The sequence below is a fragment of the Bacillus sp. SLBN-46 genome (genome assembly GCF_031453555.1).
Classification (GTDB): Bacteria; Bacillota; Bacilli; order Bacillales; family Cytobacillaceae; genus Neobacillus.
Window position 1 is genome coordinate 3,259,297 of the sequence record NZ_JAVIZM010000001.1, and the last position, 25,481, is coordinate 3,284,777.

Here is a 25,481-nt window from a genome sequence, read left to right on the forward strand (position 1 = left end):
TCGGAAATATTCCTCGGGAAAGCGCACGAACAGACAATTCTCGCGTTTTTATGTCGGAAAGCGCAACTTAAAATGCCGTTAGACAGCCCTTTTTTTCAATAATCATGATATTCGTTTATGCTCGTCCGTCTCTTTTACATAATATATATCTAGTAGGACCCCTTATTGCCGTCACTTGTGAGAATTAGGGGATTGATCATTATATATTTAAAAAAAAGGCTGTGTTAAAGAACAGTGTTGATTTTTACACCCTGTTGATTGGAGCGGAAGGCACGAAGACTCCTGTGGGAGTATGGTTCAGGTGAGACCCCGCAGGCGCTTGCGCCGAGGAGGCTCACCGAAACACCCACGGAAAGCGAAGTGCCTGGAGCGGAAATCAACAGGCAAGTTTAACAGAGCCTAAAAAAAAATAAAAAGGTGGGTAGAATAATGGGTAAAAAAAATAAAAATAAAAATATTCAAGAAAACACATTTGATATAGACTCCTTTTTGCAATCTGTGAACAATTTACTGAAAGAAGAGCTTTTGAAGGCACTAAACCAAACTGAATCATTACCTTCAACAACAGCAGTAGAGGAACTAGTGGAACAAACTGAAGTATCAGCTGAAGTAAATAATGAACAACAAGAAAACCTTACTGAAGTGAAAGAGGTACAAACTGAACTAGAGAATCATGAGCCTGATCTTCGTACTAAAATTGCTAATCATTTATTTGCAATTGAAGCAGACCTATCAAATTATATCGAAAGCTTTGAAGCTGAGGTTCGAGCAGAACTGGCTGATTTAAAAGAACAAAATGATAAACTAATTAATCAACTTTCAGAGTCTGAAAAAAAGAAAAAAGAGAAGGACAAAGACAAAAAGAAGAAAAAAGAGAAGGAATAGTGCACTCTTTAACAATCTATTAAACTTCCAATACTGAAATCACACAAAGCCTTGAGAAATCAAGGTTTTTTTCTACGAAAAAAAAGTGGCCGCTACCACTTTTTCGATTATGTCTTTTCATTATCATGTAACGGCCGATAAATTTTTTTCAAAAATCGCTGCATGAGGTGTGGAAGGATGTTCTTACGTCTTGTTACTAAGGCGCTAACCATTGCCTTTTTTTCCTCCTTAGAAACAATCCAATCATCTGGTATCATTGATATAATTTCCTCGATTAAAAAAATGGGAATGGTTTGAATCAGTTCCATATAGTTTGTAAAACTATCTTCGGATTCAATAAATTTCGCCATGATTTGGTGTGTGGCACTTTTCAGAAGTTGCTCAGACAGATTATCTAAATCATTCTCGTTCCAATTGTAAGATTCGAATATCTCCGCATGATCAATGATCCATAAGTGGTATGTTTCATTTACTTCTTCACACAAGATAATGTTTTTGCGAGTCCGGTCGCGGTTGCATAACCAGTAATCAAATAAAATGACTCCGGCTAATGACTGATCATTATGGATTCCGGAAATATTTGGCGTTTGATGTCCATCCAAACAATCAGGGACATATAATGATGCGAATTGAAACTGAGTTTGCTGCATAACGCTCAGTTCTGGGACCTGAGAAATAAATTCCTGTGGTATTTCTACTAAGCGGGCAAAGGGAACTGGGAGCCCGAGGTATCTGGCTAGACAATATGCCACCCATTCATTTGGTAACGTTCTTTCATACCCAGGCTGAAAGAACTTTACCACATAGTCATTTCCATCATTGAAAGTAATTAAATGGGCATTTGATTTCCCTTCCAATGTTTTTTGATAGGCAATTGGGGTAATCATGGCAGACCCACCTCCCCGTCTGCCTCTACGTCCTTTTGGACAATTTTTTTCAATAAATCAACATATGCATCTGCTACTATTTGAATAGAAAAATTCTGTTGCACTCGATTGATTGCTGCCTGAGACATCTGTTGATAACGGTCCGGGTGATCGATGATTCCGTATATTTGATTAACGGCATCATCGACATTTTGTCCACGATAAAGTAAGCCTGTTTCCCCATCCACTACTAATTCAGTTACAGGCATCATTCTAGAGGCCACAACGGGTACACCGCAGGTCATTGATTCAATAAAAGTATTTCCGAAGGATTCTGATTTTGTAGTTGCAAGCGTACATCCGCCAGATTGACGAATTTTCGCATAAACATGAGGCATTTGCTGATAAGGAATGACAGGAAACCATTTAATGATATCTGTGAGCTTTTCTTCCCGCCAAGCGGCTGCAAATTCTTCTCGCTGTACACTTTGTGCGCCACCGATTACCCAAATTTCAATATCCTCGCGTTCACTTTTTATTTTTTTTGCCACTTCAATCAGCATCGGCCAGTTTTTACGTTTGTCCAATCTGCCAATCCATCCGATAATCTTTTTATCTTTTGGAAGTACAGGTGCACTATTGAAATCAATTTCATTGGTTGGTAATGCTCGGAAAAAGGTGGTATCTACGCCATTGTATATTACTTCAATGGGGACATTGTTTGTTAAGATGGAGACTAACCGCTGTTGATATTGAGAGGGAACAATCATTAATTCTGGCTGAATTCCTTTAAACGATTTTACGTGAGGGGTAAGCTTGATTAATTCTGGAGTGCGTGCTTCCACAATAACTGGGCCTTGAAAGTTAGCTTTTCGAAGCCATTTGTAGGCAGCACCCGTATCAACAATAATGACGGCGTCATAAGCGTGATCTTGAATGATTTTTTTAATTTCTTTTTCATCTTTTGTTAAATAGACAGGAGCAATGTCCTGCATGATATGGAGCCCGCCATGATCTGTTGTATAAAGGAATTCAGTATCAATGCCATGTTTCTTGAAATAGACTGAGCGATTTCGCCATCCAGCATTTACTCCGCCAACAGTGAGTAGCCGCCAGATTACTAGTACTTTCATTTAGCTTTCTCCTTGTTAGTATTTAGGGTCCTCCTCAGAAATATGCCTTACTTTAGACAGTGTCTTTATACTTCAACAATAATGTTGTAGAATTCTATTTTTTCCTGCCTTTTTTGTTCTTTTTACCGCGAGAATCCCAATCATACCTTTCTCCTTCAAATCGTCGGTGCTGATCGCGTTTTTTATCTTTATCACGGTGTTTACCATCATTTCGGCTTATTTCTCCCTCAAATCGTTTCATTCCTCTATACTGTTCCTGCACTCGAGATTGTTCAAGTTCATCCCAATACTTATCTATTTTTTCCATTACAGCTTCAGGGTCCTTCCCACGTGCAAGCATCGTTTTGACCCATTCCTCTTTAAACACCTTTTGAACCAATCCCTGTAGCTGAAGAACATATTTTTCTTCATCTTCTGTTGTTAACAGCTTTTTGCTCAGATTCTTTACTGTTTCTTTGTTTGGTTTTTGAGGAAGTAGTATTTGATAAATTTGATGGGATAACTCTTCCATACGAATGTAGTGGAGCCATTCCTGATATAACTCAGGAGCCATTTCTTGAACATGGGCCAAGAAAATTGCCTTATTTTCGTCTCCTAAGGAATTTAATAATTTCCTTGGATATGGATACACCCTGTCACGCCATACCGTCCTTGCCACATCAATCACTTTCAAATTACCATCTGGCTGGATATATATTTGCCTTTTATGATGATCAATCCGTTCATACCCGATTGTTTTAAAGGTGATTAACATGTCAATTAGCTTTGCTGATAGTTCTTCAGTTAGTGGTTGAGATTGAAGATATTCACGTACATCTACCCCTCTAATAATATCCATTGCGATATAAAGTGGTCCTTTCGCATGAATCTTTGGAAATAGATTCGTCTGCTGGCCTAAGGATAAGGCATAGTGTTCGCGGTCGCAATCTTCTTGGTTTCCAAATACTTTTACACAAATATCTTCGGAAATTTGAAAAACGGCTCCCTGCCGTCCTTTCCCAAGCATAACTAATGGTGAATTATTTACAACTTCAACGTCAGCATTGATCAGATTTTTCACTTCAATTTGTTTCATCCATTCATTCAATTGATTAATATCCATTATTTCCCCTCCTTTTAAAAAACTAATAGAAATATAACCATAAGCAGTAACGCCTATTATAGTTAATTCAAGTAGGACTTAAAATGTACAGGCTACCGTCCAGAAGAAATAAAAATGAACAAAAAAATCCGCCAGCATAAGCTGGCGGAACTATCTGTCCACTGGAGACGGACAAAATGACCGGAATGTCTTTTTGTGGTGTCAGGCACCATCATTTTCGTTTTCCAATCCTAAAGAAGTAAATAGGCTAGCGGTGCTGTGATTAATATGGTTAGTACCACTCTTTCAAACCAGATAACTACCAGTTTTCCAATTGTGAGTGGAATCTCTGTTGATAAAATACATGGTACCACTGCTGAGAAGAAGATAATGGATGAGACAGATACAACAGCGATAACAAATTTTGTTACGACAGCTGCTTTGGTCACTAACAGGGCAGGTAAAAACATTTCTGCAATGCCCACTGCACTAGCCTTAGCTGCTAGCATAGGGTCAGGTAGCTGGACAAGTGCTGTAAATGGATAGAAAATATATCCTAGCCAGTCAAATACAGGCGTAAACTCTGCCAAGATCAAACCGAGTAACCCAACCGACATGATGGAAGGTAAAATCCCCATTGTCATGACAAAACCATCTTTTAGATTTTCCCATATATTTTTACCAAAGCTCGGTGATTCATTTGCTGTAATCATGGCTTCTTTCCAAGCCGTTTTCACGCGATCTTTTTTTATGATGACCTCTTGATCGCCTTCCATCTCCTGATAGTAGGAATCACTCATTTTTGATAATGGCCAGATTCGAACTGTAATGGCGGTAACGATAAATGTAACTACCAGCGTGATCCAAAAATAAGCATTCCACATGTCCATCAAATTTAGTGTTTTTGCTACGACAATCATAAATGTCGCTGAAACAGTGGAAAATCCTGTAGCAATAACGGCTGCTTCTTTGATGGAATATTTTCCTTCTTTGAATACACGATTCGTAATCAATAGACCGATAGAATAGCTACCTACAAACGAAGCAACCGCATCAATAGCTGATCTTCCTGGCGTTTTCCATATCGGACGCATGACTGGTTGCATGAATATTCCGATAAATTCAAGCAAACCATACCCTACTAATAAGGCAAGAAATACAGAGCCGATTGGGACTAACAAACCTACAGAAATGACTAGCTTATTATAAAGGAAGGGGGCCATATCCGGACTAAAAAACCATGTTGGACCTACATTAAAAACGAACATTGCCCCTGCAACAAAACCTAGAATCTTCAAGATGGAAAATACTAGCGTTACCGTATCCTTATTCCATGTCTTCTTATAAAACGGATACACTGCCCCTAATAAAATTACTAAAAGTGCATAATAAGGTAAAACACTAGGAACTGCTAATTGAATAGCCGAAACAAAATGGTCGAGCATAATCGAGGATTTCCCGTTTAAAGTAATCGGTATAAAAAATACAAAAATACCAATTGCACTGAAAACAAAAAACTTTACCATATTCATCATATTGCTATTCTGTAACTCTGGTTGCTTCGCATTCACTACAGTCTGATTTTCCATTATCCATCCCCCTTATACTAATTACCCTTTATTCAAATCACTCCAAAGTGGCTTTTGTGGTGTCAGGCACCGAAAGTTCTTTTTGGTGCCTAACACCTATCGCAACATTACACCTGTTAGAAAGGTTAAGAATATGTGTGTGCCGAGTTTGACTGTTGGTTGAACTTGGGTGTCTTTAAGTGGGTCAAGGCAGACGATGTCCATGTTGTTTACTTTTGGATGTTTGGCAGCTAGTAGTACCCCTTCTAGTAGTTCTGCTGTTGTCATCCCGCCAGGCGTTGATGCTGGTACTCCTGGTGCGTAGGCAATATCTAGAACATCCATATCAACCGTTAAGTAAATTGTGTCAACCTTGGCTTCTAATTCCTGTAAACAGTAGCGGACCGTTTCTTCTATCCCTTTTTTTCGTGCTTGACGAAGTGTGAAATAGTTAACTCCTTTTTCATCGGCATACTGCTTCAAGTCTTTCGTGTTAAAAAAACCATGAAGACCGATATTGTACATATTACTAGGCTCTACCGTCCCACTCTCAATCAGGTTCCTCATCGGTGTCCCATTAGACGGCCCATTATCAGTTAGATCCCTTAAATCGAAATGGGTATCAAACTGGAGGATGCCTATTTTTTTCTGCGGATTAGCTTGATGGAGACCCTTTACCATCATTGCTGTAATCGAATGATCGCCGCCAATGGCACACACTTTGGATGTACCGAAATGCTGATTTAGTGCAGTAGAAGCCGCAATGATGTTGTCATGGCATTTGCGGATATCAGTGACATGCATAGGAACATCCCCTACATCTATCGCCATCATTTCAGACAGATCTATATCTTCATCAAGATTATAGGTAGTAAAGCCTTTCCATAAACGCCTGAAAGCATCTGGAAATTCAGATGCTCCTGACGCACTAATTGAGGAACGGGAAAGCGGTACTCCGACTATTACAAAATCGGCGTCCTTGCATTTTTCAGGATCCGAGTCTGCAGTCAGCGGTTGAATCCACTCATGAACCTTCTCCACTCTGTCTCCGTTATCTGGTCTTACCCAAGTAAAGCTTGGCGGATTCAATTTAGGATAAAGAAAGCTTTTCAACTAATTGCCCTCCCTTAACAACCACCTGACCATTTTTCACAACTGTTTCTGTGTGGTTCACACCATAGGAGTATTGAAGTTTCATATAATTCTCCACATTAAATATGGTTACATCCCCTCTTTTACCTACCTCTAAACTCCCAATCTCTCTTCCACGATTAATAGCATGTGCCGCATTAATCGTTGCCGCTGTGATTACCTCTGCAGGTGTCATCTCCATTTTCAAGCATCCAAGATTCATAATAAAAGGCAAAGAAACCGTTGGTGATGAACCCGGGTTGCAATCTGTCGACAGTGCCACAGGGACACCAAGATCAATCATTTTTCGCCCGTTAGCAGATTCCGCCATTAAGAAATAGGCTGTTCCTGGCAGTAACACTCCGACGACGCCTTTATCCGCCATCGCCTTCATGCCCTTTTCTGATGCTCTTAATAAATGGTCTGCCGAAATTGCCCCCACTTCTGCTGCAAGTTCAGCTCCCTCATAGGGCTCAATTTCATCCGCATGGATTTTAGGAATTAACCCATAGCGCTTACCTGCCTCAAGGATCTTGCGTGATTGTTCTGGTGTAAACACCCCATGTTCACAAAATACATCATTAAATTCAGCAAGTCCCAGCTCTGCCACCTTTGGGATCATTTCTTCCATTAATAAACGAACAAACCCTTCTGGATCTTGTTTATACTCCTTTGGAACGGCATGAGCGCCCATAAACGTGGCTACCACATCAATCACATGATGCTCATTCAACTGTTTAGCCACTTCTAGCTGTTTCAGCTCGGTTTCCCATTCCATTCCGTAGCCGCTTTTCGCTTCCACTGTTGTAACCCCGTGACGCAAAAATTGATTTAAACGTTCAAAGCTCTCTTGATAAAGCTCTTCATGTGTGGCAGATTGTGTTCGTCTTGTAGTTGCATGAATTCCACCACCTGCATTCATGATTTCCATGTATGTTGCCCCTTGCAAGCGCATATTGAATTCATTCTCTCTACTTCCTGCAAAAACAAGATGTGTATGTGGATCGACGAGTCCCGGAGTTACCAGCTTGCCACTTGCATCCACTATTTCGGCTTCATGCATTCGACCAGCAAACGTTTTGATTAGTTCTTCATCTTTCCCAATAGCCTGAATCACTCCGTTTTCGATCCACACGCTTCCGTTCTCGATAATGCCTAGCTCAGACATCGCTTCTTTTACAAGGGGAGCTGAAGAACTCCCCTGTAATGTCACGAGCTGAGAAGCATTTCTGATAAAAACTGCTTTACTCAAATCTATCATCCTCTCAGTCTCTGAATTAGTCCTGCTGCAGCATTGGCATTTTAATGCCTTTTTCCTTTGCCGTTGTAATGGCAAGCTCATAGCCAGCATCTGCGTGGCGAACCACACCCATACCAGGATCTGTCGTAAGTACCCTTTGAAGACGGATTTCTGCATCCTTTGTTCCATCTGCTACAATTACCATACCGGAATGCTGAGAATACCCCATTCCAACACCGCCGCCGTGATGAAGTGAAACCCAGCTAGCCCCACCGACTGCATTGATCATGGCATTTAAAATCGGCCAGTCGGAAACCGCATCACTACCGTCTCTCATTGCTTCTGTTTCACGATTTGGTGATGCAACTGAACCTGCATCCAAGTGGTCGCGGCCAATAACGATTGGTGCTGATACTTCACCTGAAGCGACCATATCGTTAATCACTTTTCCAAAGCGTGCTCTGTCTCCATATCCAAGCCAGCAGATACGAGCCGGTAGTCCTTGGAAGCTGATTTTTTCCTGTGCCATCTTTACCCATTTACAGAGGTGCTCATCATCCTTGAACTCGCGAAGTAGTGCTTCGTCAATTTTACGAATATCTTCTGGATCTCCTGATAATGCCGCCCAGCGGAAAGGACCTTTTCCTTCGCAGAAAAGTGGTCGAATATACGCAGGTACGAAACCAGGGAAATCAAATGCATTTTCTACCCCTTCATCCTTTGCTACCTGACGAATATTATTACCATAATCAAACGTTACTGCACCTTTCTCTTGCATTTTCAACATGGCTTTTACATGGAGTGCCATGCTTTGTTTAGCAAGCTTCACATATTTCGCTGGCTCTGCTTTTCTTAGTGCTGCTGCTTCCTCTAAGGTAAAGCCCACTGGTACATAGCCATTTAATGGATCATGTGCAGAGGTTTGGTCTGTTAACACATCTGGATTAAAACCTTTTTCAATCATGATTGGAAGAATTTCAGCTGCATTGCCCAGTAAACCAATCGATATCGCTCTTCCTTCCGCTTTCGCTTCATGTGCCATTTTTAAGGCTTCATCCAGGTCCTTTGTTTTAACATCTAGATAAGCTGTTTCCAATCGACGGTCGATTCTTGTTTCATCCACATCAATAGCCAAGCACACGCCATCATTCATTGTGACAGCTAACGGTTGAGCTCCGCCCATTCCGCCAAGTCCTGCTGTTAAAGTAATTGTATGTTTTAAAGTTCCCGCGAAGGATTGTCGTGCAAGTTCAGCAAACGTTTCATATGTTCCCTGAACAATTCCCTGGCTTCCGATATAAATCCAGCTTCCTGCTGTCATTTGTCCGTACATCATCAGACCTTTTTTATCAAGTTCATGGAAATGCTCCCAATTTGCCCATGCAGGAACAAGGTTGGAGTTTGCGAGCAGGACACGCGGCGCATCCTTATGAGATTTAAATACAGCTACTGGTTTTCCAGATTGAATTAACAAGGTTTCATCATTTTCTAATTCAAGCAATGTTTTTACGATTGCATCATAAGATTCCCAATTCCGTGCTGCTTTTCCTATTCCACCATAAACGACTAAATCCTCTGGTCTCTCAGCGACATCCTGGTCAAGGTTATTCATTAACATGCGAAGTGCTGCCTCTTGAATCCAGCCCTTAGCGTGTAATTCCGTCCCTTTATAATTTTTTATTACTCTTGATTTCGCTGTATTTGTTTCCATTCATCCCACTCCCCTTTTCTTTTCATTCTACTTATATTATAAAAATATAATCTTCTGAAAAATACGACTAAAGCTTTGGATGAAGGATATTATTTTTATTTTAAAGATAGATATTTTCGTACAACCATTTTAATAAACTATAATATTTTTAGTTAGTTGTATTTTTTTTAGATTCAATTAATTGAATATATGTTGCTGGAAATCAAATAATCTTAGTAGAAACACGGATACGCTGTTTAAACCGCCATCTACTTTGACTATGTTGGTGTTTCCATGCCTAAGTCGGTCCAAAGATGAGCCATCTTCTGACTGTGTTGATGTTTCCAACCCTGAGTCTGTCCAAAGATAATCCAACTTCTGACAGTGTTGGTGTTTCTAACCCCGAGTCTGTCCAAAGATGAGTCAACTTCTGACAGTGTTGGTGTTTCCAAAACCGAGTCTGTCCAAAGATGAGCCATCTTCTGACAGTGTTGATGTTTCCAAGCCTGAGTCTGTCCAAAGATAATCCAACTTCTGACAGTGTTGGTGTTTCTAACTCCGAGTCTGTCCAAAGATGAGCCATCTTCTGACAGTGTTGGTGTTTCCAAGCCTGAGTCTGTCCAAAGATAATCCAACTTCTGACAGTGTTGGTGTTTCTAACCCCGATTCTGTCCAATGATGAGTCAACTTCTGACAGTGTTGGTGTTTCCAAGCCTAAGTCTGTCCAAAGATGACCCAACTTCTGACTGTGTTGGCTTGTTTTACCGTTAGTCTGTCCAAACCTAATATACATTTGACGGATTAATTCAATGTAAGACTTATCAACCATCTTTTCAAAAATAATCCTAAAAACAAAAAAGACCCAGTTCGAAAACTAACGGGTTCTCTTGAGGGGGAGTTTTTACAAAAAAACATTCATTATCTCCCCTAATTTAGCAACGTAAAACACAAATAAAACAGCATAAACGTCATCAAAAAAGAGCATCATTTTAGATGCTCTTTTAACATTTATTTCAGTTTATTAGGAGTACCCTACTCCTTTTTAGATGGCATTTGTCAGCCGCCTTCAATACAAGTAGCACTTGAACTGCCTACTACATTATTTAATTCCGATAACAGGGCAGGAAGAGACGAATCTTGCACTAATGTATCCAATGTTTTTTCAGAGATTGGAACGTTATATTTTTTAAAGGTATCTACTGTGTTTTCCCAAACTTCAACAATGGATTTCGAAGACATATTTGATTGAATTACCACATCTATCACACCCTTTTTTACTAATTGTACCACTCTATATTCCTTTATCGTAAATATAAAATACCCTCAATTTTGATACTTTAAAGGCTCCTTTTTCACTGTAAATTTAGCATACAAAAACGCACCATAAACAGTGTGTACATAAACCATTGTACACTGTTATTTTCTACGCTGAAATTAGTGCAATTTTATAAGGAGTTCTCGTTAAAAAGACTATATATCAACAAAATAGACCACTTCGCTTACTTCGAAATGGTCTGCTATTTTTACTGCTATTTTTACTGCTATTCTAATTAAAACTCCCCTTGAAGGGAACCCGTTATTCGAAAACCGGATCTCCTTTTTACATCTTATTCATTTTTTGCATACGAAATTCTCTTGGAGTCATATCATAGGCTTCACGGAACATTCGGCTAAAATAATTCGCATTTTGATAGCCTACAAGAATGGCAATTTCTTTGACTGGCTTTCGTGTTTCGATTAATAGCCGCTTCGCTTCCTTTAACCTGATTCCTCCCAACACCTCAGTAAAGCTGGAGCCCGTTTTGGTAATAAATAAATGACTGAGATAGGATGGATTTCGATCCACATAATTGGCTACATCATCGAGCCTGAGGTTGCTGTTGGAAAAATGATTCTTCATAAATGCAATCCCACGTTCAATCGGATCTTGTTTTTGGCTTTGAACAATTGTTTCTGCCCCATGGAATATTTTTTGAATAAACAAGATTAGATTTTGGACCGTTCGATAGAGAACAGTATCATATAGAATTGAATTGAAAATAGTACGGTACTCCATCTCATAAATTGAATCTTCATTTAACTGGTACGTCTTCATATACCGTCGTATTTGAGCAAGAATACTCGTTAGTCGGATACGGACTAAACCCGGGTCAGGATAGGGTTCTTTTAATAGAAGAAATTCATCATATAACCACTTTTTTATATTTTCTATATCTAAAGCTGTAAGCATGTCCACCCAGTCTCGCTGCTCAGGCGGATCTAAGAAGGGATCCATATGAACCCAGTTTAGTGAATGCTCAAACTCTACTAACTGCCGATATCCTTTATAATATGTAAACTCAAGCATTTTTCGAGTTTCCAAGTACTTTTGGTTCAATGATTTAGTTGAGTTCCAATCATTAAATATAACGATTGCAAGTGGATCTGAGAATTCCTCTTCCCACTTTCTCATTGCCTTCTGACATTGCTCGCTACTATTTTGGCACTTTTCTTTGAACAGTAGAATCACCATGTCCGTTAATGCAAAGCTTCCATGCAATTCATTAAATGGATAGTCTGTTAAAAAGGAATGCAGTGTGCTAATCATTTCCACGCTTTCAGACTGAAAAGCAGCTAAATGATAGTTTTCTGTGCCCAATACTTGTGGTAAAAATAACGCTTCATATGAAAGATCCTTATAGATTTTTGCCCCAGTAATAAAGGGAGTGTTTCTACCTAAATTTCTTGAAGCTTTTTGAAAGGATGTTTTTACTTTTGTTGTTGAAAAAGGTTTGATCATTAAGTCTAGAGCCTGCATATCAATCGCCATTCGTGCCCTTTCAAACGTCGCTTCCGCACTGGTTAAAAGTAAAATGGGATCATAGATTTGCATTAACTCACGAAAGGTTGACCATTCCTCTTTACTAATCATATCAAGCTCCATTAAAACAATATCAGGACATTCTTTTTCGAATTTTAGAATAAACTCCTGAAAATCGGATGCTAACGTAATGTCAGTTACGGGGATTGAAGAGGTTTTCAACAGCCATTTTAGCCCTTCTCTCTCATTTAAATCCCGATCGGCAATCAGCCACTTTCCTTCCACTCCACGATCGTCCCTTCTAAACTGCTATGTCCCTTTCAGTGTACACTATTTTAATATGAATAGATAAGAATCATTTCCTTATCCTATGTAAACCATAATAAAAAATCTGAGGGGTGAGTATGTGAAAAAAGTAATTATTTTAATAGTCCTTATGTTTACTTGCTTTAGCGATCATTTGGTTTTAGCTAGTAGTCAGAAACAAAAAGAGCCCATAAGAGGCATATATGTAAAAGCATCAAACACGAATGGTCCTCAGTTTAATAAGTTACTGAACCTCGTCGACCAGACCGATTTAAATGCAATGGTCATTGATATAAAGGATGATCATGGCAATCTGACTTTTATTCCCGCAAAAAATTCACCCTATTACGCTGCTAGTCAACCATATATTAAAAACCCAAAAGCACTTATTCAGAAGTTAAAAAAGCACCAAATTTATCCTATCGCGAGAATTGTTGTTTTTAAAGATAATGTCCTTGCTCAAGCCCACCCAGACTGGAGTTTTCAGACATCTAAGGGAATTTGGAAGAACTCACGTGGAGATTCGTTTACCAATCCATTTCGAACAGAAGTGTGGGATTATAATATTGGGATGGCCATTGAAGCAGTCAACCTAGGCTTTAAGGAAATCCAATTTGATTACGTAAGATTTCCTGAGAAGTTTGAAACGCTTGAGAAGCCCCTTTCTTATATGGGTAAAAAAGAAGGGAGTAACCGGGTTGCAGCTGTAACAAGTTTTGTTCAATACGCAAGGGAAAAATTATATCCTTATAAGGTTAAAATGTCTGTTGATACCTTTGGGAATGCGACGGTGATTCCTGAAGCCCCAGGGATTGGGCAAAACTTTTCTAAAATCGCTGAACATGTAGATGTTATTTCTGCCATGATCTATCCAAGCCATTGGACTGGGAATTTTGGAATTGCTAAGCCCGATTTAGAGCCCTATCGGTTGGTTGAAGAGTATGCGAAAGTTGAGAAGGCACGATTGAAATTACTGGCCTCCCCACCAACGTCTAGGCCATGGCTCCAGGATTTCACCGCTACTTGGCTTGGGAAAGGAAATTATAAAGTTTATGGTAAGCAGGAAATTGAAGATCAAATACGGGCTTTGCATGCGCAAGGAATCCAAGAATTTCTCCTTTGGAATGCTGCCAATAACTACACAGCAAATGTTGACTACACACCTTAAATTAAAGAAGGACAAATACCTACTGACAGGTATTTGTCCTTTACTTTTTTAAAAGTTTAACGATTTAACTCTGGTCTCGAAAACAAAATTCCAAAGGCTAAACCGAAAATGAGTGCCATTAGGTGAACGGTTCCAGTCGACAGCCAAAGAAAATGAATGATGTCTCCCTTCCCCTCTTTTATCATTTTTAAAAGAAAATTTAGGACGGCGGGTTGGTATATTATGAAAAATGGAATCAAAATCAATGGAAGTGCAAGCCATTTTCGACCAATTATATACTTGGTTAATAGAAAATAAATAATTCCTAGTAGCATCGCAAACCCATAAACAAAATAGTTTATATATTCAAGCCCGCGTTCCGGTTGATCAAAAAAGGCTAATAGATTTACATACAAAGCCCACAAAATAGAGAAAATAATGGCAAGAACTTGGGTTTTTACTAAAAATTTCACGTTAATTATTCCACCTAATCGTTTTTATTAATTTTTTTAAATTTATCACATATTAAACTATATAACAAAAACAACATATAGAAAAAACCTAAAGCCTTATACGATTAAACAAATTTGGTTAAATTAAGAAAGACAATATAAAAATGGTAGGTTATGCTATAATAAGCTGTTAGCAAAACGGAATGACCGTTATTTTAAGCAGGGAGCGAATTTTTTTATGATTAAAATTGAAATACCAAATCCGGATATAGTGATTACAAAGAATCATCAGGTTGGTGAAAAAGTAGAAGCACCAATTAGTAGTGAGTATGGATTTACAGATTACAATAAAATCCCACGGGATAAAGGCGGTATTATCTTATTTTTTAACGCCAATGATGAGTTATTATTCGTGGGTAAGGCTAGAAAGTTAAGACCCCGAGTGAAACGCCATTTTGAAGACACTGTTTCTCCTATTAAACTCCACCGTCATGAAGTGTATAAGATTGCCGTTTCTGTAATCGAAGACCCTATGGAGAGAGAAATTTATGAAACCTTTATTATCAACACTCTACAGGCAAAATACAATATCGATAAGGTATTCTATAAGTAATGATAAAACACGAAAAGAGCAGGCAACCTGCTCTTTTTTCTTTTTATTAAAGGGCTTTATCTGAACCTTCATATTTAAGTATCATTTCTTTTTCGATATGACTGGCACGAATGCCGAAACGTGGCTTCAATGGTTCTACTTTTTCTCCTAATAGAATCTTTAAAGCTAGGAATGGAAAGTTGATGCCCGATAAACAACTGATATGCATCCCACCACTCATTCGTGGATTAATTTCAAGTAGTTTAGGAATTCCTTTGTTATATTTTACCTGGATGTTAAACACATAAGGCAGTTTATACTCATCATGGAACTTATGCGCGATTTGGATAAGCTCTAAACTCTCAACCAGTTCCCTTACTCGTCCTTCCCCTTTCATGCGTGGAACAGCAGCATACAGCCTTTCATTTGAAGCAAGACAATCGATACTATATTCCCTTCCTTCTAAATACTCGAGTACCATTAACTCTGGGAAAGTTTCTTGCTGGCTTAATATTTCACACGCATAGTGATAAGAAATTCGATGTCCGATTCCTTGATTAAAAAGCTGATTGATCGAATCAATCCGTTCCTTAATTACGCGGAACCCATTAGCTCCTTCACCGATTACCGGTTTAAAGCACACCTGATGACCTTTTTCTCTTAATGATGCATATGCCCGCTTAAATTCATCAACTGTATGGACGACTTCGTAGTCAGGTATAGAAATGATTGGGCTTCCTTTTGCTAGTTCCCTATAGGCAGCTGCTTTATTATCCATTGTCTCCATTAACCTTGCATCGGGGCAAACTAACACTCTCACCCCTATTGCTTCAAAGTCAGCTAGCCGCATAGAAATTCGAACATTTTCTTTTCGGGGAATGAAGATATTTATTCCATTTGTCTGACAAAAATCAAGACAAAAGGCAATATATTCATCCCCAGCTACATCAGGTTCGACGAAGGCAAAATCACAATTTTGTAAATATAGCGCATCCTTATTGGGATGTGATCCATATATGATAAACTTTCGATCTTCCTCGTTTGCCCGAATCATATCAATATAATGTGATACTGTTGTAAACCATCGATTAAACCAAATCTTCATCTGAATCCTCTTTCATGTTGTAGTTAAGACTTTTTCCATTATGTGCTAATAGAGGTCATTTTATAAGTTTTATTATGTTGAAATATCGATTGGTTTAATAGACTAAGCTTTTTAATCGATTTAACCTGGTCGCAAATTCGTAAATGGCCTCCATATCTAAATGGGATTGGTCGGCAGTAATTCCATCTACTTTTTTAACGACCTTTCTTTCAAAAAAATTCATTTTAGATACAAGAAGCTCCCCACCAAACAATCCCATGGCTACAGAATTTTTTCGTAAATCCTGTGGGAAGGCATCATTGAATTGTTGAATGGCCGTTTCTCCTTCGCGGAAACAACATAGGAAAAGTCCTACATTTTTTTCTAATAGCACATCATGATGCTTTTGAATAAATTGTTTGATTTTTCTTTGAATAGCACCAGCATGAATCGAACCGCCGATAATGATGGTATCAAAGTTGTTAAGATCGAAAATGGTTTTCTCTCTTTTCAAATCAACTGATAATATCTCTCCTTCGATGTGTTCACTTAATAATCCTACTGCTTTTTCTGTAGTCCCATGGGATGAGCAATAAACAATTAAAGTCTTCATGTCAATTCTCCTCCTTCTTTCATTACAAAAAAACCAGCCATGAATAGTGAAGACAGGCTGGATGTATATAATCACCTCTATTATAAATCCATTTGGTTAGTCGCCTTCGTTTAAATATTGGCAATATTATTACAACTGACAAATATTTATGGTGTCAGGCACCAATGAACGTCTTTTTCCATCCCCGAATAAAATAGTATCAATACTATGTGAGGTGGAAAAAATGCAGTTTCCATTGATTTTATCTGGCCCGATTGTTCGGCGAGTGGAGTCGACCCGTGCTTATATTTGGATTGCAACAAGTAAAAAAGTTCAAATAGAATCAGATTTTTTTCAAATAGAAAAAGGGAATGAGACCCATTCCTATCTTTATCATAAACTTGATACCAATTGTCAGACGATGAAAGTGAAAATCGGCAAACAACTTTTTGTCTACTTAATTAAGATTACCCCCCAAGATGAATCTTTTCCCACAGATACCTTAATTGGATATAATTTGAGATTTAATGATGATTCTAGACTGGATGATTTGGAGAGTCTTGAATTACTTAATCCTAATCATCCAGGCTCCCTTGTCTATGGGAATCTCAAATACCCAACTTTTCAGATTAAGAGAGGTCAGAGTTCGTGCCATATTTTTTATGGGTCATGTAGAAAGTTGCATGGCGATGGAGAAGATACTCTTGCTTATGCCGATTCCATTATTGATAACCATCATGCTAATGTCCAGAACCGTCCTGACTCGCTATTTCTCATGGGAGACCAAATTTATGCTGATGATGTTGCTGACCCGCTCTTTGGTGTGATTTCCAAGATTAGTAATGAGTTAATCGGTCAAAGAGAGCCTCTCCATCACCTGGAAAAACGCTTGCAGCAAGAACCATTTTGTACAGCCCTTAATCAGGTAAACGGCAGACAATTGATTATGGAGAGCTTTTGTCAATTCACCTCTTCACATGCACAAAACCATTTAATTGAATTTGGTGAGTTTGCTGCAATGTACTTATTGTCATGGAGCCCCGAGATTTGGGATATCGCACAAGCAAATCATTTTTTTGAAAGCTTCGACGAATTGGAGAAAAGGAAGCTAATTCATTTCGTATCTACTAATGAGAAAGGCGATTCTAAAAATCATCGATTCGAACGAAACCAACTTTTAAATCGATTCAATGAACAGCAGGAAGCACTAGTGTCTTTTCGAGCATCTCTTAATCGAGTAAGGAGACTGCTTGCAAACATCCCTACTTACATGATTTTTGATGACCATGACCTAACTGATGATTGGAACATTTCAGCAGAATGGAAAAAGAACGTCTCGGAAGCACCACTTGGCAGACATGTAATCGCAAACGGTCTTTCAGCGTATTGGGCTTTCCAGGGGTGGGGTAATGACCCTGATAACTTTGATCAAAATTTCATCAAGTTGATGGAATCGTATTTTAAAACAATCAGGAAAGGAAGCTTTCATCCATTCACTCATGAAAAATGGGGAAACATTCTTTGGCAGTTAAGTTCGTGGCATTTTGTCGCACCTACCCATCCAAAAGCTGTATTTTTAGATACTCGTACACAACGGGAATATACTACAACTCCAAAACTAGTAAAATTGGGGCATATCATAAAAGAGACAACAGCATGTCCCCAGCTACTAAGCGACCAAGGATGGTCAACTGTATCAAACAAACTGTTATCTAGTAGTTGGAAGACGAAAACTCCTTTATTGATTGTTTCCGCTACTCCTGTTTACGGGATGGGCCTGATTGAATCGTTTTTACATGATTATGTCTATCCTTTCCAGGTAATTGGAGTAGAGGTGAGAACGTCTTTTGATTTTGAAGCTTGGAAATATAACGGGGAAGGCTTTACTAAGCTTCTTTACCAAGTAGCAAAATGGGAACCTTCTGAGTGTATCTTTTTATCAGGTGATGTACACTATGCTTCCGCGGTAAAAGCAACGGTAACTTTTCCAGGTGGAACGACCCTGCCCATTCATCAATATACCAGCAGCCCTTTTAAAAATATGAGCTTTTCTGGTGTATGGGGCGTGCTTATGAAAGGAGTGATCGGTTTCAATTCTATTAAAAGGAAAAATAAAGATATCTATCGGATTTGTGACACATCCTATTCCATTAGCCATGATGACAAGGATGATGATAGCAAGCCTTTTTTGTGGAAGGATCAATTACGTTATCAGTTTTTAGAAAAGGGGTCAATCATTGAAACGAACAACAATCTTGGGCTCGTTTCTATTTCCTCTCATTCTATTACCAATGTCTTAATTAAAGAGTTACCTGAAGAAAACAAATAAAGTGAAGGTTCTTGTTACACCTTCACTTTTTATCTTCTAGGATTATCATTTGATCGTTTTGTTTTAATCAAGGTGGTCGCTGGCTGTTTTCTGATCCACTTAATGAATTTACTAATTTTTTCATCTTTCTTTAAATCTGGTATTGTATTTAATCGTAAGGCCAGTTCTTTATTGGTGTATAAGGCGTGGATCTGTTTATGGCATGGAATGCAAAGGTTAGCTTTTGCTAATTTCCCGCCTCCTTCTTCTCGAGGGATTAAATGGTGCTCGGTAATCTCAACACCTTCTCGCTCACATAATTCACACAGTGCAAACAACTTTTCACCTACTTTTTGTCATTCAAAGCTGACAGAAGTTCGGACACCTTTCTCTCAAGCCTTTTGTCTGAAGGTCCTTTTCACAAACTCCCCTATTTCATAAATAGCTCTTTTTGCTTCAGGCAATACATCACCACTTATTTGCCAAACATGCCACATCCCATCCCAAACCTTAAACGATACCCTCACACCGGCAGTCCGAGCCTGAGCAGCTAGCTTTTCTGCATCACTTTGGAGGATTTCATGATTACCTGCTTGAATAAACAGAGGTGGAAATCCTGTGAAATCAGCAAACACAGGAGAAATGAGCGGATGATCAAGTGCTTCGGCTCCTGCATACATACTTGCAGCTTTCCTCACACCGCCGAGATTTAAGTAAGGATCCTTTTCTTTATTTTTCCTATAACTTTCCCCACTGCTTGTTAAATCTACCCACGGGGAAAGACAAACAATTGCAGCTGGCAGTGGTTCATTTTGGTCTCTTAAGACTAATGTTGCGGCTATACTTAAGCCACCGCCAGCAGAGTCCCCAGCAAAAATAATATCCTTAGAATTATAGCCTTGACGAATAAGCCATCGGTACACATTGATCGCATCTTCAATGGCGGCTGGGAATGGATGCTCTGGCGCTAGCCGATATTCAGGGAACAGAACCTTTACACCTGCTGCTTTCCCAATTCTTGCCGCTAGTGGCCGATGAGTATTCGCTGAGCAGAAGGCATAACCGCCTCCGTGTAAATAAAGAATAACCTTTCCATCCATTGCTCGGCCTGCAGAAATCCATTCTGCATATAATCCTTCAATTTCAAGTTTTTCGACTCTGCAGTCTTCGGGGAGTTTTCCTAACCTCCTGGCAGCTGAATCTAGCATCTGTCGCTTTTCGTCCATCCCCTTATCAATTACTTCCTTTCGAAAGGCTCTTTTCACCGACCATTTAATTCCTTTTTCGATAAAATAACTTCGGAAACTCGGCATGGCGTTTACTCCTTTTTTCATAAAAAGTGGCTAGTTTCATTATACTAGAAAAATCTTCCTCTTTAATAACAACAAAGAATGGATTCCTCAATTTTGCTTATATATTATAAATTTTGTAAAAATTCTGTAACATTTTGACTGATTGCTGTAGTACAATTTGAATAAGAGGTACTATTTTTGGAGGTATATCATGACACGTCTTACCGAACATTTAATAATCATTTCATTTGATTGTCTATCCGCATTAGATTTTCCAATCCTAAAAGACATGCCTCATTTTCAGACCATTTTAAACAATGGAGCCTACGTTGAAAATGTTAAAACAATCTATCCTTCTGTTACCTATCCTTGTCATGCGACTATCGTAACTGGAAATTATCCTAATCGGCATGGAGTCATCAATAATACACTCTTACAGCCAGGTATGATATCACCTGATTGGAATTGGTTCAGAAATTGTATTCGAGGGACTACTTTATATGATGAAGTGAAAAAGGCCAATATGACAACAGCTGCATTATTATGGCCCGTAACGGGCAAAGCAAATATTGACTATAATATGCCCGAAATCTTTGCAAACCGCCCATGGCATAATCAAATTGTTGTGTCTCTCAGGAACGGGACTCCTCGCTATCAATTGGAACTCAATCAGCGTTTCGGTCATATCCGTAAGGGGTTGAATCAGCCAGAACTCGATGACTTTGTTTTAGAGTCAACTGTTCACACAATTAAAACAAAGAAGCCAAATTTATTAATGGTCCATTTTACGGACCTAGATACCCAACGCCATTTTCATGGTTTTTCTTCAGAAGAAGCCATGGCTGCTTTAAAACGCCATAACCATCGTCTAGGGAGAATCATTGATGCGTTGAAGGAAAGTGGTATCTATGAAAATTCAACCATAGTTGCATTAGGTGACCATAGTGCCCTTGATGAAAATAAAGCCGTCAATTTAAATGTATTGTTCCGGAAGCAACATCTATTATCGACCAATTCAAAAGGGAAAATAATAAATTGGAAGGCTTATTGTAAAAGTTGTGATGGCTCTGCATATATTTACATAAAAGATGCACAAGATTCAGCTACTCTAAATGAAGTAAAGCAATTATTAGAAACATTAATCAAAGATCCTACCTCTGGAATTGAAGGGTTTTTAACAGGTGAACAAGCCGCTGAAAAAGGAGCAGATGGAACATGCGCCTTTATGGTCGAAGCGGCTCGTGGTTATTATTTTTTAGAAGATTTTGAAGGAGAGTACATCAAGCAGGTCACTAAAGAGGTTGCTGCAGCAGATAAGAAGTATACATTAGCCTGTCACGGTTATTCTCCCGAAAAAGAAAATTACGGAACCATTTTAATGGCATCAGGGAAAGGAATTAGGCCCATCACCCTGCCTTCAATCCGTCTCATTGATGAAGGCCCAACATTTGCGAGACTTCTAGGTGTCAGCTTAGGAAATACAGATGGAAGGGTTATAGAAGAAATATTAGCTTTCTAAAGGGGGAAAATGAATGAGTCGGATGTCAAAGCAAGAAAAGAGCTGGGTGTTTTATGACTGGGCAAACTCTGCCTACTCCATCCTGATTACCACAGCTATATTTCCGTTGTATTTTAAGGATGCAGCAAATAAAGCTGGCCTTGCTGCTTCCACGTCTACTGCCTATTGGGGTTATGCAAATTCGTTTGCCACTCTCCTTATATCACTTTGTGCCCCTATTTTAGGAAGCATTGCAGATTTTAAGGGATTTAAGAAGCGGTTCTTTACCTTTTTCTTTGCGCTAGGAATCGTATTTACTTTGTTGTTAGCCATTGTCCCCAGTAACCAATGGATCATTTTATTAATTTGTTATATGATCACCGTTATCGGATTTGGTGGTACAAATATTTTCTATGATGCCTTTCTTGTGGACGTCACGACCGAGGAACGAATGAATAAGATTTCATCACGGGGATATGCGATGGGTTATATCGGAAGTACGATCCCTTTTATTATCGGAATAGCACTAATTCTATTGTCTGATAGAGGCGTCCTTCCTTTAACCGTTTCAGTAGCTAGTCAGGCAGCGTTTGCCATTACCGCTTTATGGTGGGGTTTGTTTACGATTCCCATGCTAAAACATGTAAAGCAGGTTTATTATAAGGAACGTGTGGCTAATCCTATTTCAAATGGTTTTAAACAACTCTTTGAAACATTTAAAAAGATTAAACTTTACCGGCCATTATTTTTATTTTTAATTGCTTATTTCTTTTATATTGATGGAGTAAATACCATTATCACCATGTCTACCGCCTACGGTTCTGATTTGGGGATTGATTCAACGAACCTATTAATTATTTTGTTTGCCACACAAGTAGTGGCTGCACCGTTTGCCATTTTATACGGTAGACTTGCAGACAAATTCAAAAGTAAAACGATGCTGCTCGTTGGAATCTTTATTTATATCGTGATCTGTACGTATGCTTATTTCCTAAAGACGACTTTAGATTTTTGGATTCTTGCGATGCTTGTCGCCTCTTCCCAAGGTGGGATTCAGGCACTAAGCCGTTCTTATTTTGCAAAGCTAGTTCCAAAAGAAAGCTCCAACGAGTTCTTTGGATTCTATAGTATTTTTTATAAGTTTGCTGCGATCTTAGGACCGTTTTTAGTCGGTTTTACGGCCCAAATGACGGGCAATACGAATAGCGGCGTGTTCAGTTTGATTGTTTTGTTTATCATCGGTGGCATCATTCTATTGCGGGTACCGGAAGCAGAAGCTGTTTCGAAGTCCCCTACGTTATCTCAATAAATTTAGGACCAGTTTCCGTTGGGGAACTGGTTTTTTAATAGAGTTTTTTTGGAATATATAGGTAAAAAAGCCGATGTTGTGAAAAAATGAGCCAATCTTACCGAAAAATAAGCCAATCCCCACCCAAAATGAGCCAATCTCCCACCAAAATGAGCCAATACAATAGAAAAATGAGCCATTCACCTTAAATCGAATAAAAATCTCTTGTGTTTTGCAGTAGGATGTCGCCAACTTCAGTTGGTTTCCCCTTTTTTATAGAAGCGATTTTACTGATCGAATGTTGCATCATGTTAGGATGAGTCATTTGTCCAAGAAAAGGGCCTTTAAAGCGCCAAGGGCCATCTGTTTCGACCATTAGTCTCTCTATCGGAACTTTATCAACTATATCTTGAATCTCTTCTTTGTACACAACATCCGGTGTAACCGAAATATAATATCCATTTCCTATCATTCTTGTTATCGTTTTGCTATCCCCTTTAAACCAATGAAAATGTGCTTTTAAGATTGAATGCTTTTCCAATAAATCACACACAACAGGTGCATCCTCATAAACAGAATGGAGAACAACAGGTTTGTCATATTTCTTGGCTAGTTGTATGAAAACCTCAACTAGTTCCACATATTGGTCAAACTGACTAGCAGTTATTTTATTTTCAAGCCGTAAGTAATATGGAAGTCCCACCTCTCCAATCGCAATCATTTCATCCTGATGGGAATCAATCCATGCAAAAAGGTCACTTTTTTCCTCATCTGTTGGAAGAGGCTGTTCTGGGTGAAAACCAAACGCCGGTTTCACCTTAGGGAAGGTTTGTGATAATTGGAGATTCCTTTTACACGATGTCAGATGCTTCGAAACGGTAACCATTGCGTGAATCGATTTTCGTCTAGTAAACAAGTTAATTCCTGATCACTATATTGATCTAAATGGATATGTGCATCTATCATTCTCATTATGTCCATCCCCTCTTTTGAAACGTTCATAAATAAAATTATACAAAAAAGCACTCAGGCTATCATACCCAAGTGCTTAAACTCAGCCTATTTTACATCATAGCCTTGATCATCAATAGTTTCCTTAATTGTGCTAAGTGTGACAACGCTAGAATCAAATTCAACATCCACCTGACCCTTATCAAGGTTAACAGCAACTTTCTTCACACCTTGAAGTACACCTACGCTTCCTTCTACTGCTTTCACACAATGACCACAAGACATTCCGCTTACATTTAAAGTTACTTGTTCCATTATAAATTCCTCCTATTTTTTCATTAATTTTTGAATAGTTACTAGAACTTCATCTAAGACTTCGAAATCGCCTTCTTGGATTCGCTCCACTACGCAGCTTTTCATGTGGCCTTCCAATAAGATTTTGGCTACACTATTTAACGCAGATTGAGTCGCAGATATTTGGTTAATAACATCATCACAATACGTATCTTTTTCAATTAAGCCTTTAATCCCGCGGATTTGACCTTCAATTCGATTTAATCTAGTCACTAGGTTATTTTTCACCTTATCCGAATGGTGGCTTTTTCGATGACTTCCTTCATGATCACAGCATGACTCCTCAACCATCGCTTCCACTTCATGTTCATTGGCCATTTATACGCCTCCCTTTTTTGTTTCATTATATCATACCCCCGTATGGTAATGCGACGGGCGTAAGTTGACAACTTTTCAAACTTACTTCACTTCAATTACATATGAAAACACTCTTACCTTTCCATCTTGTTTAAACTCAGCCCAAATTTTGTACATTCCTGGTTGATCAAACTGTGTTTCAAAGACGGGCTCGTTTTCATTCAGAGGATGAACGTGCAGGTATTGGTCCGCTGTTTCATTTAAGATTACAACATGCCCTGCTGCACCTAGATAAGGTTCTAATGATGATTCATCCACTTTAAATGTTAGTGTAACAGGTTTTTGTGCCTCAAACGAACTAACTTCCATTTCCGCTGTTTTTCCATCAATCGTTTTAACGAAAGATTGATCAGCATTAAGGTTGTTATGGCTATGTGAGTCTTGTTGTTTTCCTACTGTAAAAGCAACTGGAGTCACATGATAGTTTAGTTTTTCAGGGTTAATATCGATAAACGCCTTATAGGCTCCATCCTTTAATTCCTGTGATAATTCAAACCTACCTTCCCCTACCTTTTCGGGATGTAAGTGCAAATATTGCTCTAAATGTTCATCAACTACAATCAAGTGGAGTAATTTCTCGTGGTTTACCTTTAGGTCATCAACTGGGTTGCCGTTTTCATCATTGAGAACGATGGTGATTTTTCCCTCATTATATACGAAAGTCGTTTTTACCTCACCCGCTTGGACTTCATCTTCCTCATGTCCGTGACCATGCTCTTCCGCACTTGTAGATGCTTCATGAGTGTTAGTTTCACCATGATCAGCTTCTTGATTGAAATATGCGTCATAAACCGAGTAAGCGCCAATGACTACCAGCAAATATACAATTGCAGATATTGCCCACTTTTTCATTTCGTCTCTCCTTT

At 38.8% G+C, this 25,481-nt stretch carries 25 protein-coding genes; 6 read left to right on the forward strand and 19 right to left on the reverse strand.

Going from position 1 to position 25,481, the window contains the following annotated elements; translation table 11 throughout:
* The first annotated feature begins 429 nt into the window (after positions 1-429).
* A complete protein-coding gene (locus QFZ87_RS16725; protein WP_309863627.1) occupies positions 430-885 on the forward strand; it encodes a hypothetical protein in 456 nt (151 codons plus the stop codon).
* A gap of 107 nt (positions 886-992) precedes the next feature.
* On the opposite strand, the gene QFZ87_RS16730 is transcribed toward QFZ87_RS16725, so the two are convergent.
* The 10 genes from QFZ87_RS16730 to QFZ87_RS16775 form a co-directional block, all read right to left on the reverse strand.
* Positions 993-1,772 carry a HipA family kinase gene (locus QFZ87_RS16730; protein ID WP_309863629.1) on the reverse strand — a complete coding sequence of 260 codons (780 nt, stop codon included), beginning with the start codon at positions 1,770-1,772 and terminating at the stop codon, positions 993-995.
* Positions 1,769-2,884: a glycosyltransferase family 4 protein gene (locus QFZ87_RS16735; protein ID WP_309863631.1), complete on the reverse strand. Its 1,116-nt coding sequence runs from the start codon at positions 2,882-2,884 to the stop codon at positions 1,769-1,771. Before QFZ87_RS16735 ends, QFZ87_RS16730 begins: the two co-directional genes overlap by 4 nt.
* Positions 2,885-2,978: 94 nt before the next feature.
* The gene (locus tag QFZ87_RS16740; protein ID WP_309863634.1) at positions 2,979-3,986 is read right to left on the reverse strand and encodes a hypothetical protein; all 1,008 of its coding nucleotides are present in this window, start codon (positions 3,984-3,986) and stop codon (positions 2,979-2,981) included.
* 230 nt (positions 3,987-4,216) lie between these two features.
* A complete protein-coding gene (locus QFZ87_RS16745) occupies positions 4,217-5,554 on the reverse strand; it encodes a YjiH family protein (protein ID WP_396133932.1) in 1,338 nt (445 codons plus the stop codon).
* A 96-nt stretch (positions 5,555-5,650) separates the two neighbouring features.
* On the reverse strand, positions 5,651-6,646 hold the full coding sequence (locus tag QFZ87_RS16750; RefSeq protein ID WP_309863637.1) for an agmatinase family protein: 996 nt from the start codon (positions 6,644-6,646) through the stop codon (positions 5,651-5,653).
* Positions 6,624-7,916 (reverse strand): imidazolonepropionase, encoded by a 1,293-nt coding sequence (gene hutI / locus QFZ87_RS16755; RefSeq protein ID WP_309863639.1) that lies wholly within the window; start codon positions 7,914-7,916, stop codon positions 6,624-6,626. The genes QFZ87_RS16750 and hutI overlap by 23 nt, the downstream gene beginning before the upstream one ends.
* 25 nt (positions 7,917-7,941) lie before the next feature.
* Positions 7,942-9,615: a urocanate hydratase gene (hutU, locus tag QFZ87_RS16760; protein WP_309863641.1), complete on the reverse strand. Its 1,674-nt coding sequence runs from the start codon at positions 9,613-9,615 to the stop codon at positions 7,942-7,944.
* A 277-nt stretch (positions 9,616-9,892) separates the two neighbouring features.
* Positions 9,893-10,423 (reverse strand): hypothetical protein, encoded by a 531-nt coding sequence (locus QFZ87_RS16765; RefSeq protein ID WP_309863643.1) that lies wholly within the window; start codon positions 10,421-10,423, stop codon positions 9,893-9,895.
* Positions 10,424-10,650: 227 nt separating this feature from the next.
* Entirely contained in the window at positions 10,651-10,833 is a 183-nt protein-coding gene (locus QFZ87_RS16770) for a hypothetical protein (protein WP_309863645.1), read from the reverse strand.
* 361 nt (positions 10,834-11,194) lie between these two features.
* Positions 11,195-12,679 carry a helix-turn-helix domain-containing protein gene (locus QFZ87_RS16775; RefSeq protein ID WP_309863647.1) on the reverse strand — a complete coding sequence of 495 codons (1,485 nt, stop codon included), beginning with the start codon at positions 12,677-12,679 and terminating at the stop codon, positions 11,195-11,197.
* A 151-nt stretch (positions 12,680-12,830) separates the two neighbouring features.
* Between QFZ87_RS16775 and QFZ87_RS16780 the strand changes: the two genes are divergently transcribed.
* The gene (locus QFZ87_RS16780; protein ID WP_309867935.1) at positions 12,831-13,868 is read left to right on the forward strand and encodes a putative glycoside hydrolase; all 1,038 of its coding nucleotides are present in this window, start codon (positions 12,831-12,833) and stop codon (positions 13,866-13,868) included.
* Between the two features lie 56 nt (positions 13,869-13,924).
* Here QFZ87_RS16780 and QFZ87_RS16785 read toward each other — a convergent pair whose 3' ends face one another.
* On the reverse strand, positions 13,925-14,320 hold the full coding sequence (locus QFZ87_RS16785; RefSeq protein ID WP_309863649.1) for a hypothetical protein: 396 nt from the start codon (positions 14,318-14,320) through the stop codon (positions 13,925-13,927).
* A gap of 217 nt (positions 14,321-14,537) precedes the next feature.
* Here QFZ87_RS16785 and QFZ87_RS16790 point away from each other — a divergent pair, with 217 nt between their 5' ends.
* On the forward strand, positions 14,538-14,912 hold the full coding sequence (locus QFZ87_RS16790) for a nucleotide excision repair endonuclease (RefSeq protein ID WP_309863651.1): 375 nt from the start codon (positions 14,538-14,540) through the stop codon (positions 14,910-14,912).
* 46 nt (positions 14,913-14,958) lie between these two features.
* Here the strand turns inward: QFZ87_RS16790 and QFZ87_RS16795 are convergent, their stop codons facing one another.
* Both QFZ87_RS16795 and QFZ87_RS16800 read right to left on the reverse strand, forming a co-directional pair.
* Positions 14,959-15,996: an ATP-grasp domain-containing protein gene (locus QFZ87_RS16795; protein WP_309863654.1), complete on the reverse strand. Its 1,038-nt coding sequence runs from the start codon at positions 15,994-15,996 to the stop codon at positions 14,959-14,961.
* Positions 15,997-16,090: 94 nt separating this feature from the next.
* Positions 16,091-16,588, reverse strand: coding sequence for a flavodoxin domain-containing protein (locus QFZ87_RS16800; protein WP_309863656.1), 498 nt, complete (start codon positions 16,586-16,588; stop codon positions 16,091-16,093).
* A 223-nt stretch (positions 16,589-16,811) separates the two neighbouring features.
* Here QFZ87_RS16800 and QFZ87_RS16805 point away from each other — a divergent pair, with 223 nt between their 5' ends.
* On the forward strand, positions 16,812-18,896 hold the full coding sequence (locus QFZ87_RS16805; RefSeq protein WP_309863659.1) for a metallophosphoesterase family protein: 2,085 nt from the start codon (positions 16,812-16,814) through the stop codon (positions 18,894-18,896).
* 29 nt (positions 18,897-18,925) lie between these two features.
* Here QFZ87_RS16805 and QFZ87_RS16810 read toward each other — a convergent pair whose 3' ends face one another.
* On the reverse strand, positions 18,926-19,213 hold the full coding sequence (locus tag QFZ87_RS16810; RefSeq protein WP_309863661.1) for an HNH endonuclease: 288 nt from the start codon (positions 19,211-19,213) through the stop codon (positions 18,926-18,928).
* A gap of 54 nt (positions 19,214-19,267) precedes the next feature.
* On the reverse strand, positions 19,268-20,188 hold the full coding sequence (locus QFZ87_RS16815) for an alpha/beta hydrolase (RefSeq protein WP_309863663.1): 921 nt from the start codon (positions 20,186-20,188) through the stop codon (positions 19,268-19,270).
* Between the two features lie 190 nt (positions 20,189-20,378).
* Between QFZ87_RS16815 and QFZ87_RS16820 the strand changes: the two genes are divergently transcribed.
* On the forward strand, positions 20,379-21,686 hold the full coding sequence (locus QFZ87_RS16820) for an alkaline phosphatase family protein (protein WP_396133933.1): 1,308 nt from the start codon (positions 20,379-20,381) through the stop codon (positions 21,684-21,686).
* A gap of 13 nt (positions 21,687-21,699) precedes the next feature.
* A complete protein-coding gene (locus tag QFZ87_RS16825) occupies positions 21,700-22,974 on the forward strand; it encodes an MFS transporter (RefSeq protein WP_309863665.1) in 1,275 nt (424 codons plus the stop codon).
* A 184-nt stretch (positions 22,975-23,158) separates the two neighbouring features.
* On the opposite strand, the gene QFZ87_RS16830 is transcribed toward QFZ87_RS16825, so the two are convergent.
* The 4 genes from QFZ87_RS16830 to QFZ87_RS16845 form a co-directional block, all read right to left on the reverse strand.
* Positions 23,159-23,839, reverse strand: a complete 681-nt coding sequence (locus QFZ87_RS16830) for a TatD family hydrolase (protein WP_309867941.1) — start codon at positions 23,837-23,839, stop codon at positions 23,159-23,161.
* 173 nt (positions 23,840-24,012) lie between these two features.
* Positions 24,013-24,219 carry a copper chaperone CopZ gene (gene copZ / locus QFZ87_RS16835; RefSeq protein WP_309863667.1) on the reverse strand — a complete coding sequence of 69 codons (207 nt, stop codon included), beginning with the start codon at positions 24,217-24,219 and terminating at the stop codon, positions 24,013-24,015.
* Positions 24,220-24,231: 12 nt separating this feature from the next.
* Positions 24,232-24,576 carry a metal-sensitive transcriptional regulator gene (locus QFZ87_RS16840; protein WP_309863669.1) on the reverse strand — a complete coding sequence of 115 codons (345 nt, stop codon included), beginning with the start codon at positions 24,574-24,576 and terminating at the stop codon, positions 24,232-24,234.
* 81 nt (positions 24,577-24,657) lie between these two features.
* On the reverse strand, positions 24,658-25,467 hold the full coding sequence (locus tag QFZ87_RS16845) for a hypothetical protein (RefSeq protein WP_309863672.1): 810 nt from the start codon (positions 25,465-25,467) through the stop codon (positions 24,658-24,660).
* Positions 25,468-25,481: the final 14 nt, after the last annotated feature.